The sequence below is a fragment of the Streptomyces sp. NPDC005803 genome (genome assembly GCF_040630435.1).
Classification (GTDB): domain Bacteria; phylum Actinomycetota; class Actinomycetes; order Streptomycetales; family Streptomycetaceae; genus Streptomyces.
Genome location: NZ_JBEXXO010000032.1, coordinates 85,738 through 95,305 on the forward strand (window position 1 = coordinate 85,738; position 9,568 = coordinate 95,305).

Annotated in this window: 6 protein-coding genes; 5 read left to right on the forward strand and 1 reads right to left on the reverse strand. The window is 72.1% G+C overall.

Features of this window, described 5'->3' with window-relative positions; genetic code table 11:
• The first annotated feature begins 155 nt into the window (after positions 1-155).
• Together ABZ454_RS33370 and ABZ454_RS33375 are read left to right on the forward strand one after the other, a co-directional pair.
• Entirely contained in the window at positions 156-1,634 is a 1,479-nt protein-coding gene (locus ABZ454_RS33370) for an MFS transporter (protein WP_356319232.1), read from the forward strand.
• Positions 1,635-1,914: 280 nt separating this feature from the next.
• Positions 1,915-3,696 (forward strand): DEAD/DEAH box helicase, encoded by a 1,782-nt coding sequence (locus ABZ454_RS33375; RefSeq protein ID WP_356319231.1) that lies wholly within the window; start codon positions 1,915-1,917, stop codon positions 3,694-3,696.
• A gap of 81 nt (positions 3,697-3,777) precedes the next feature.
• Here ABZ454_RS33375 and ABZ454_RS33380 read toward each other — a convergent pair whose 3' ends face one another.
• Positions 3,778-4,329 carry a hypothetical protein gene (locus tag ABZ454_RS33380; RefSeq protein ID WP_356319230.1) on the reverse strand — a complete coding sequence of 184 codons (552 nt, stop codon included), beginning with the start codon at positions 4,327-4,329 and terminating at the stop codon, positions 3,778-3,780.
• A gap of 291 nt (positions 4,330-4,620) precedes the next feature.
• Here ABZ454_RS33380 and ABZ454_RS33385 point away from each other — a divergent pair, with 291 nt between their 5' ends.
• The 3 genes from ABZ454_RS33385 to ABZ454_RS33395 all read left to right on the forward strand — a co-directional run bounded on the left by ABZ454_RS33385 (position 4,621) and on the right by ABZ454_RS33395 (position 9,380).
• On the forward strand, positions 4,621-6,237 hold the full coding sequence (locus ABZ454_RS33385) for a hypothetical protein (protein WP_359543328.1): 1,617 nt from the start codon (positions 4,621-4,623) through the stop codon (positions 6,235-6,237).
• Between the two features lie 151 nt (positions 6,238-6,388).
• Complete coding sequence (locus tag ABZ454_RS33390; RefSeq protein WP_359543329.1) at positions 6,389-8,401, forward strand: hypothetical protein; 2,013 nt, start codon at positions 6,389-6,391, stop codon at positions 8,399-8,401.
• Positions 8,402-8,738: 337 nt separating this feature from the next.
• On the forward strand, positions 8,739-9,380 hold the full coding sequence (locus ABZ454_RS33395; protein ID WP_024489166.1) for a helix-turn-helix domain-containing protein: 642 nt from the start codon (positions 8,739-8,741) through the stop codon (positions 9,378-9,380).
• The last annotated feature ends 188 nt before the right edge of the window (positions 9,381-9,568 follow it).

Below are 9,568 nucleotides of genomic sequence, written 5' to 3' on the forward strand. Positions count from 1 at the left end.
CCCCGGGCGGCGCGGCGTTCAAGGGCGGGGGCCCCCGTGCAACGCGACTGCCATACGGCGTTCACGATCGGGCGGCCGGTCCTACGACCAAGGGACGAGAACCGGAGCGACCAGGGACAGGGCCCACAGCTGATTTCGCCCCTTACTCTGGGCTCATGACCGCCCTGGACCCGCGTGACGCCGATGTCTCGCCCCGCACCGAAGAGACCGACCGCATACCCGGGACAGGGGTCGACGCGGCGCCCGAGGGAGTCCTCGGACGGACCTACCGGGCGCTCAGCGTCGGCATCGTCTCCGTCGTGTTCCTGATCGCGTTCGAGGCGACCGCCGTGGGGACCGCGATGCCGGTCGCCGCCCGGGAGCTGCACGGCATCCCGCTGTACGCGTTCGCGTTCTCCGCGTACTTCACCACCAGCCTCTTCGCCATGGTGCTGTCCGGCCAGTGGGCCGACCGGCGCGGGCCGCTCGCCCCGCTCGCCACCGGGATCAGCGCCTTCGGGGCGGGGCTGCTGCTGTCCGGGACCGCGGGCACGATGTGGATGTTCATCGTGGGCCGGGCGGTGCAGGGGCTCGGCGGCGGGCTCGTGATCGTCGCGCTGTACGTGGTGATCAGCCGGGCCTACCCGGAGTACCTGCGGCCGGCGATCCTGGCGGCGTTCGCCGCGAGCTGGGTGATCCCGTCCGTCGTGGGCCCGCTGGCCTCCGGGAGCGTGACCGAGAACCTCGGCTGGCGCTGGGTCTTCATCGGCATCCCGGTCCTGGTGGTCTTCCCGCTGGCGCTCGCGCTGCCCGCGATCCGGCGTACGGCGTCCGGCCCCGCCGACCCGTCGGCGCCCGTCGAGCCGTACGACCGCCGGCGCATCGTGCTCGCGCTGGGCATCTCGCTGGGCGCCGGTCTGCTCCAGTACGCCGGGCAGGAGCGGAACTGGTTCTCCCTGCTGCCGGCCGCCGCCGGAGCGGCCCTGCTCGTCCCCGCGATCCGCGGACTGCTGCCCCCGGGCACCGGCCGCGCGGCACGCGGGCTGCCGTCCGTCGTGCTGCTGCGCGGGGTGGCGGCCGGCTCGTTCATCGCCGCCGAGTCGTTCGTCCCGCTGATGCTGGTCACCCAGCGCGGGATGTCCCCGACGATGGCCGGGCTCTCCCTCGCCGCCGGCGGCGGGACATGGGCGCTGGGCTCGTACGTACAGTCCCGCCCGCGCTTCGAAGCGCACCGCGAGCCGCTGATGGTGGGGGGCATGGTGCTGGTCGCCGCGGCCATCGCCGCCGCGCCCGCCGTGCTGATCGACGGGGTGCCGGTCTGGACGGTCGCCGTGGCCTGGGCCTTCGGCTGCTTCGGCATGGGCATGGTGATCGCCTCGACGAGCGTGCTGCTGCTCAAGCTGTCCGCGCCCGAGGAGGCGGGGGCGAACTCCGCGGCCCTGCAGATCTCCGACGGCCTCTCGAACGTGCTGCTGCTGGCCGCGGGAGGCGCGGCGTTCGCGGCGCTCGGCGGCGGAGCGGTGGGAGCCGCGCACGAGGCGGTGGAGGCGGGGGCGTCAGGCTCGCACCCGGGGGCGTTCGCGGTGGTGTTCCTGCCGATGGCCGGGGTGGCGCTGGTGGGGGCGTGGGTGGCCACGCGGGTGCGGGAGCGGTAGCGGCCCGAGCCGCGAGGGGCCCGGCATCGAGGCGGCCGAACGCCTGGTCATCGTCGTCGCCACGGGCGAAACGGACGCAGCCGAGGCGATCTCCCAGGCCGGCGCGACCTGGTCGTCGACGCGGTGTGAGAGCCGTCGCACTTGGGGGCGGGGCGGAGCGGTCCGAGACGGATCGCACCCCGCCCCCCGGTAAGGTGGCCCGGTTGTCGTATCGCGTACGGGCCCGTCCCGGTCCGTGCGGACAGCGCCCCACGTACCCGAGAGACCTGAACCGGAGACCGTGACTACTACCGCCTCCCACCACCTCTCACCCGCCTTTCCCGGCCGCGCCCCCTGGGGCACGGCCGGGAAGCTGCGAGCCTGGCAGCAGGGCGCCCTCGAGAGGTACATCCAGGAGCAGCCGCGCGACTTCCTCGCCGTCGCGACCCCCGGCGCCGGGAAGACCACCTTCGCGCTGACCCTCGCCTCATGGCTGCTCCACCACCACGTCGTGCAGCAGATCACCGTCGTCGCGCCCACCGAGCACCTGAAGAAGCAGTGGGCGGAGGCGGCCGCCCGGATAGGGATCAAGCTCGACCCCGAGTACAGCGCCGGCCCCGTGAGCAAGGAGTACCACGGGGTCGCGGTCACGTACGCGGGCGTCGGTGTCCGCCCGATGCTGCACCGCAACCGCTGTGAGCAGCGCAAGACCCTCGTGATCCTCGACGAGATCCACCACGCCGGTGACTCCAAGTCCTGGGGCGAGGCCTGCCAGGAGGCGTTCGACCCGGCGACCCGGCGGCTCGCCCTCACGGGCACGCCGTTCCGCTCGGACACCAACCCGATCCCCTTCGTCGCGTACGAGGAGGGCAACGACGGCATCCGCCGCTCCTCGGCCGACTACACCTACGGCTACGGCAACGCGCTCGCCGACGGCGTCGTCCGCCCCGTGATCTTCCTCAGCTACAGCGGCAACATGCGCTGGCGCACCAAGGCCGGTGACGAGATCGCCGCCCGGCTCGGCGAGCCGATGACCAAGGACGCGATCGGGCAGGCCTGGCGCACCGCCCTGTCGCCCACCGGTGACTGGATCCCCAACGTCCTCAGCGCCGCCGACAAGCGGCTCACCGAGGTCCGCAAGGGCATCCCGGACGCGGGCGGGCTCGTCATCGCGACGGATCAGGAGTCGGCTCGCGCGTACGCCAAGATCCTGAAGAAGGTCACCGGCGAGTCGGCCACCGTCGTCCTCTCCGACGAGAAGGCCGCGTCGAAGAAGATCGACAAGTTCAGCGCGGACGAATCGCGCTGGATGGTCGCGGTCCGCATGGTGTCGGAGGGCGTGGACGTGCCGCGCCTGGCCGTCGGGGTGTACGCCACCACCATCTCGACGCCGCTGTTCTTCGCCCAGGCCGTCGGCCGCTTCGTGCGCTCCCGCAGGCGCGGCGAGACCGCCTCCGTCTTCGTGCCGACCATCCCGATGCTCCTCGACTTCGCCAACGAGATGGAGGTCGAACGGGACCACGTCCTCGACAAGCCCAAGAAGGGCGGCGAGGAGGAGAACCCGTTCTCCGAGGAGGACAAGCTCCTCGCCGACGCCGAGAGGCTGGAGGACGAGGAGACCGAGGAGCAGCTGCCCTTCGAGGCGCTGGAGTCGGACGCGGTCTTCGACCGGGTGCTGTACGACGGCGCCGAGTTCGGCATGCAGGCGCACCCGGGCAGCGAGGAGGAGCAGGACTACCTCGGCATCCCGGGGCTGCTCGAACCCGACCAGGTGCAGCTGCTGCTCCAGAAGCGGCAGACCCGGCAGATCGCGCACAGCCGGCAGAAGCCCGCCTCGGAGGCGGACCTGCTGGAGAAGCCGGCCGGTGACCGTCCGGTGGTCACGCACAAGCAGCTCCTGGGGCTGCGCAAGCAGCTGAACACGATGGTGTCGGCCTACACGCACCAGAGCGGCAAGCCGCACGGGGTCATCCACACCGAGCTGCGCCGGGTGTGCGGCGGGCCGCCGAGCGCGGAGGCCACGGCCGGGCAGATCGAGCAGCGGATCAAGAAGGTCCAGGAGTGGGCCACCCGCATGACGTGAGCCCGGGGGAGGGGCGCCCGGTGCACCGGCCCGGGGCGGGACGCGCTGTCCCCGCCCCGGGCCGGCGTCATGCGCGGGCCGCTACCAGACGAACGGTGCGGACTGGACGGACGTCGCCACGCAGTACACGGTGGCGGACGTCGGGGACGAGGTCACGATCTGCAGGCTCCAGTTGGTGGCGGTCGCGGGAGCGGACAGCACCACGGAATTGGTGCTGTTGCCGGTCGCCAGCGTGCCGGAGGTGAGCTTCAGCGGCCCCAGGGTGATCGGGTTGGGGTAGCTCATCCCTGGGTTGGCCTTGGCGGAGAACTGGACCTGACTGGTGACTCCGCCCGCGGTCTTGGAGACCTTGAGCGTCGTCGTGATGCTGTTCGGGTCGGCACTCGAGCCGGCCGGCATCGTGATCGCCGAGGAAGTGAGCTTGAGGGTCTTGGTGGTGCCGTTGTCGACGGCGGTCAGCGTGGCGCTGCCGTTGCCCCAGGTGCCGCAGTCGAAGGTGGCGGTCGCAGTGGTCGGACTCACCGCCATCGCGGTCGGCGAGGACAGGGCGAGCAGGGCGCCGGCCGAACACGCCGCGCCCAGCGCCAGCGGTAGGTGTCTTCGGTTCGGCGTACGGGTCGAAGAGATCGACATGACGGGTGGAACTCCTTCCGGTTCGAATTCCGCAGATGCGACGTCCAGGTGCACTTGATGCATTCGATGTACGTACGGATCTGCGTGCCGGGCCCGGCATGTCGGGTGCAGTGAAACGGTGATCTTCAAAGAAGTCAACAGGTGTGCGGAAATCCCCTGGAGAAATGCTTTTCGGGCATTTCGGAAAGGATCAATCGGCCTTCTCTTGACTTCTCTGCACCTGCCCTCCTCAATGTGCGCAATCAATGGTCCATGAAAGGGTGTCAGGTGATCCGACGACGAAGACCCGGTGTGACCGGTCTGCTCGCGGCCTGCTTCGTACTGTCACTGGGCTGCGTCGGGGCGTCTGCCGCACCGTCCCCGCCCGCCGGCCCGGTGGCGGCGGCCGGGACGGTGACCCCGACCGTGCACTGCGTCCTGCCCGCGGGCCAGGGCGAGGCGACCGGGCCGCAGGAGATGACCGTCGTTCTGTCGCCCGCCGTCGTCGAACCGGGCGGCAAGGTCCACGCGAAGGTGACGCTGGGGCCGTCGCCGGCCACCAGCGGCCTCGCCCTGGACGACGTGCCGACGATCCCCAGCCTCGACCTCGCGATGTCCGGCGGGGCCGCCGGCACCGTCACCGTGCGGGGCCCGGAGATCACCATGGACATCCCGGCCGGGGTGCCCATCGAGATCCCCGCGTACGAAGGCGACTTCCTCGTTCCGGTGGACGCCTCGGGTGACATCTCGTTCGCCCCGGTCCGTACGCTGACGCAGACCAAGGTGCTCGGATCGGTCTTCGAGACGCCCTGCGACGTCGTCGACGGCGGCGGTTTCGTCGGCACGGTCACCGCGGAGGGCTCCGCGTCCGAGCCCGCCACCCTGACCGCCCCCGCCGACCCGGTCCGCCCCCACACGGCGGTGCCGCTGGGCGGTTCCGGATGGACCCCGGACGCCGCCCCCGTGCCGTCGCTGTGCGCGGTGGGCGGTGGTGGCTGCGATCCGCTGAAGTTCACCTCCCACGCCCTGCGGATCGACTCCTCCGGCACACTCACCGGCACCGCGACCCTCGGCGAGGCCGGGGCGGTGCCCGACGGCCGCTACGAGGTGAAGGTCAACGACGGGACGAAGGAGGCCACCGCCCCCCTCACCGTCGAGGCCGTGGCGGCCGGCAACCGGGAGATAGAGCTGTCCTCGGCCAGCGGCCCGGTCGGCAGCGTGATCACCGTCAGCGGCCGGAACTACAACCCGGACCGCTGGATCAACGTCATCGGCCTCGACGCGGCGGGCGCCACGCTCGATGACAGCGCGGTCTACGTGAAGAGCGGCACGGACGGCACCTTCGCCGTCGAGTTCACCGTCATCACCGACGCGGTCGCCGCCGTCCAGGCCGACGAGGGCAACGACCCGGCGACCGTACGCACCGTCCCCTTCACCGTCACCACCGGCGGCGGCGGGGGTGGCACGGCCGAGCAGCGGCTGAGCGCCCAGGTCAGGGCGGGGACGCTGTCCATGACCCAGGAGGGCGACACCGTCGACTTCGGTACGACGGTCCTGGGCACGGGCGACGCGGCGCAGCACGCGCGGCTCAACGGGGTGGAGGTGGAGGACGCCCGCGGCGTCAACAGCGGCTGGTCCCTGACCGCCACCCTCACCGGCTTCAGGAGCGCCGACGGGTCCGTCATCCCGGCCCACGCCGTGCGCTGGACACCGTCCTGCACCGCGCAGGCCGGCAGTGTGGGGACGCCGGTGGCCGGAGCGCCCACAGCGCTCGGGATCGAGGCGGCGAGCCTCTGCCGGGTGGACCCGGACGGATCACGTCCGTTCACCGGCGGGAAGTTCGACGCCGACGCGGACCTCGCCCTCACCGTTCCGGAATTCACCCGGCCCGGAGATTACAGCGCCACCCTGACCCTGACCCTGCTGTGACATAAAGGCCGCCGGAGTCACACCCGTCTCACCGGTGGCAGCAGGGGAAAGAAGTCAGGACGCCCGTCTGTTCCGTACGGCAATGGAACAGGCGGGCGTCTTCCATTCCGCATTCGGATCATTCGCATTCCGTTTCCTTTGGAGGAGCCGCATGTTCGCGCATCGCAGACCCACCGGAAGACGGGGCCGTCAGACATGGCGCCGCGCCGTCGCCCTCGGTGCCGGAGCCGTACTCGCCTGGACCGGGGGAACCGTCGCGCTCGCGCCCCTCGCCCACGCCGGCACCATCACCCCGACCGTCCACTGCACCCTGCCCGCCGGGCAGGGACAGGCCGACGGACCGCAGCAGTTCAGCATCGAGCTGACCCCCGATGTCGTCGACCCGGGCGGCAAGGTCCACGCCAAGGTGACGCTCGGCCCGTCCCCCGCGACCAGCGGACTCAGCCTCAACGACGTGCCCACCACCCCGAGCGTCGACCTCGCCATGTCCGGCGGCGCCACCGGCACGGTCACCGTCACCGGACCCGAGGTGTCCCTCGACGTCCCGTCCGGGCAGCCGATCGAGATCCCGCCGTACGAAGGGGACTTCCTCATCCCCGCCGCCGCGAGCGGCCCGATCACCTTCACCCCGCTGCGCAACCTCACCCGTACGAAGGTGCTCGGCTCCACCTACGAGACGGCGTGCGTCGTCACGGCGGGCGGCGGCTCCATCGGGACCGTCAAGGCGGAGGGCAGCGCCGGCCAGCCGGCCACCCTCATCGCCCCCGCCGCACCGGCCCGGCCGCACACCGCCGTCGCCCTGTCCGGCAGCCGCTGGACCGTGGGCGCCACCCCCGTACCGTCGCTCTGCGCGGCGGACGGCGGCGGCTGCGACGCCGGGAAGTTCGCGAGCGGTTCCCTCACCATCAACGGCTCGGGACAGCTGTCCGGCAGCGCTGTGCTCGCCGAGGCGGGCGCGGTGCCGGACGGCTCGTACCTCGTGAAGGTCGGCGACGGTACGAAGGAGGCGACCGCGCCGCTGACCGTCAAGGCGTTCGTCCCCGCCGGCCCCCGCGCGATCGCCCTGTCCCGCGGCAGCGGCCCGGTCGGCAGCGTGATCACCGTCACCGGCAGCGACTACTACCAGGACCGTTGGATCAACACCGTCGGTCTCGACGCGAGCGGAGCGACCCTCGACGACACGGCCGTCTATGTGAAGAGCCGCCCCGACGGGACGTTCGCCGTGGACTTCACCGTCTCGGACCCGGCGATCGCCGCGGTCCAGGTCGACGAAGGCAATGACCCGGCCACCCTGCTGACCACGCCGTTCACCGTCACCGAGGCCACCGCGACGCTCTCCGCGGGCGTGGCGAAGGTCAAACCGGGCGGCACGATCAGCGTCTCCGGCGACGGCTGGTCCTCCGGCGTCACCCCGGCCGCCGCCCTGTGCGCCGCCGACGGCACGGGCTGCGACACGGCGAAGATCAGCGGCTCCACCCTGCGGATCACCGCCGACGGCACCCTCGCCGGCACGGTCACCCCCGCCGGGTCCACCGCCCGCGGCGTCTACGCGCTCCAGGTCACCGCCGGTACCGCGCAGGCCCTCACCCAGCTGACCGTCGCCCCGACCTTCGTCGTCCTCACCCCGGACGCCGGACCCAAGGGCACCGCGGTCACCGTTCTCGGCCAGGGCTTCGCCAAGGTGGCGACCGTGTCGATCGTCGGGCTGCGGGCGAACGGCTCGCAGACCTCCGACCCGGTGCGCACCAAGGTGGTCGGCCTCGACGGGGCCTTCTCGCAGACCTTCACCGTCAACGCGGCCGACACCGTGGCCCTCCGGGTCCGCGAGGTCCTCGTCAACCCGCGTACGGAGACGGCCGCGTTCACCGTCCAGGACGGCACCGCCCCCGCCGGGGCGTCCTTCGCGCTCTCGCCGCCCGAGGGGCCGCCCGGCACGGTGGTCCAGGTGACCGGCCGGGGCTTCGCACCCGTCGCCACGGTCTCCGTCACCGGACGCACCGCGGACGGGAAGCAGACCTCCGACTCCTATGTCACCCGGGTCATCGGACTCGACGGCACGTTCGCCCTCAACTTCACCGTCCGGGACCGGGCGACGAAGGCGATCAGGGCCTGCGAGGTACTCGTGAACGGAAAAACTGTCCAGAAATTGTTCACAGTGAGTTAACGCCGGTTCACCTCCGGTGTACGGAGCGTCGCGAGGGAGTCGGCCGACATGGACGCGCGTAGATGCGCGCCGTTCGGCCGGCGCCCCGCTGACCGGCACTTATGTGATTCAGGCGCAAGGGCGTTTCCTGGAGCGCCCGGATTCTGGACGAGGTCTTCCGCTGAGCGGACTGGCTCGCTACTGTCCCAAAAATGTGAACGCCCCGTGGCAACGCCGCCGCGGAGCGCAGCCGGTGCCTTGGCCAGGCCGGCGGCCTCTCCGTGCGTCGCCGCTGGGACCGGTGACCGCACAAACCGTGGGAACAGCCGCCGCCGCTCACCGAAGAGGAGAGGGCGTCGTGACCGCGGAGACCTCCCAGACGCTCGACCGGGGACTGCGTGTCCTCAAACTGCTCGCCGACACCGACCACGGCCTGACGGTCACCGAGTTGTCCAACAAACTCGGCGTCAACCGCACCGTGGTCTACCGTCTGCTCGCCACCCTGGAACAACACACCCTGATCCGACGCGACTTGGGCGGCCGGGCACGGGTCGGCCTGGGCGTGCTGCGCCTGGGCCGGCAGGTCCACCCGCTCGTCCGGGAAGCCGCCCTGCCCGCGCTGCGCTCGCTGGCCGAGGACATCGGGGCCACCGCCCACCTCACGCTGGTCGACGGCACGGACGCGCTCGCGGTCGCGGTCGTCGAACCGACGTGGACGGACTACCACGTGGCCTACCGGGCCGGCTTCCGCCACCCGCTCGACCGGGGCGCCGCCGGCCGGGCGATCCTCGCCGCCCGGCAGAAGCCGGTGGGCGAGACGGCCTTCACACTCACCCACGGAGAGCTCGAAGCGGGGGCCAGCGGGGCGGCGGCCGCGCTCATGGGGGTGACGGGGGTCGAGGGCAGCGTCGGTGTGGTGATGCTCGCGGACGCGGTCCCGGAACGGGTGGGGCCCCGGGTGGTCGACGCCGCCCGCGAGGTCGCTGACGCGCTTCGCTGACAGGCCCTCGGGCGGGGCCCTCGGGCGGGCGGCAGCGGGGCCCTTGGGCGGGCGGCAGCGGGGCCCCTCGTTGCTCGCCCCGGTCCGGGGTCGGGGGTTCCGTCCTCAATCGCCGGACGGGCTTGAACGGTGCGGCCTGCCCCGCGGGGTGCGCCCATCCCCGGTGGGTGGGGGTCCGGGGTCCCTCC

Bases quoted from the DNA above. Each gene is read 5' to 3' on its own strand.
- ABZ454_RS33370 (WP_356319232.1), top strand. From the start codon at position 156: ATGACCGCCCTGGACCCGCGTGACGCCGATGTCTCGCCCCGCACCGAA.
- ABZ454_RS33380 (WP_356319230.1), bottom strand. From the start codon at position 4,329: ATGTCGATCTCTTCGACCCGTACGCCGAACCGAAGACACCTACCGCTG.
- ABZ454_RS33390 (WP_359543329.1), top strand. From the start codon at position 6,389: ATGTTCGCGCATCGCAGACCCACCGGAAGACGGGGCCGTCAGACATGG.